This window comes from Brevundimonas sp. 357 (assembly GCF_003938605.1).
Classification (GTDB): Bacteria; Pseudomonadota; Alphaproteobacteria; order Caulobacterales; family Caulobacteraceae; genus Brevundimonas.
This window is the reverse complement of record NZ_RHWX01000046.1, coordinates 1-686: the sequence shown is the minus strand read 5'-3', so window position 1 is coordinate 686 and position 686 is coordinate 1. Positions and strand designations below refer to the sequence as shown.

The following is a 686-nucleotide window of genomic DNA, read 5'->3' as shown; positions in this document are numbered from 1 at the left end:
ACGCCGTGGGTCGATGTTTGATGTTATGGAGCAGCAACGATGTTACGCAGCAGGGCAGTCGCCCTAAAACAAAGTTAGATGCTTTGCTGTGCGCACAAATTTCGGCCAGCAACAAGACTGTTTTTTTTCTTAAATCGAACCTAAAATTTATTCGCGGAACTCCATGGAGAAATATTTTGAAAAATTGGTTATTTCTGGCTACGTCCATTATTTTTGAGGTCATTGCAACCTCTGCGCTCAAGTCTAGTGAGGGCTTTACTAGGTTAGTACCGTCTTTTATCGTCGTAGCGGGATACGCTGCTGCTTTTTATTTCCTGTCGCTGACACTCAAATCGATTCCTGTTGGAATCGCCTACGCAGTTTGGTCGGGCCTCGGGATCGTCTTGGTCACTGCGATTGCATGGGTTTTGCATGGTCAAAAACTAGATATGTGGGGATTTGTTGGTGTCGGCTTCATTATCAGCGGCGTTGCTGTGCTCAACTTGCTATCTAAGGCAAGTGTTCACTAAAACGGTCGCATCTAACCATTCCGTCGAGAGGGACCGCCCACAAGCTGCGCTTGCGGGTTCCCTTCGCGGCTTCGCCGCTACGGCGGCCCCTCACGTCAAACGTTAGGCATCACAAAGTACAGCATCGTGACCAACAGCAACGATTCCGTCACACTGCGCCTCATGACTGAGCATGAC

1 protein-coding gene is annotated in these 686 nt (G+C 49.0%); it reads left to right on the top strand.

Translation table 11 applies throughout. The annotated features are described in order from the left end of the window. Window positions 1-176: 176 nt before the first annotated feature. On the top strand, window positions 177-509 hold the full coding sequence (qacG2, locus tag EGK63_RS16305; RefSeq protein ID WP_015063357.1) for a quaternary ammonium compound efflux SMR transporter QacG2: 333 nt from the start codon (window positions 177-179) through the stop codon (window positions 507-509). Window positions 510-686: the final 177 nt, after the last annotated feature.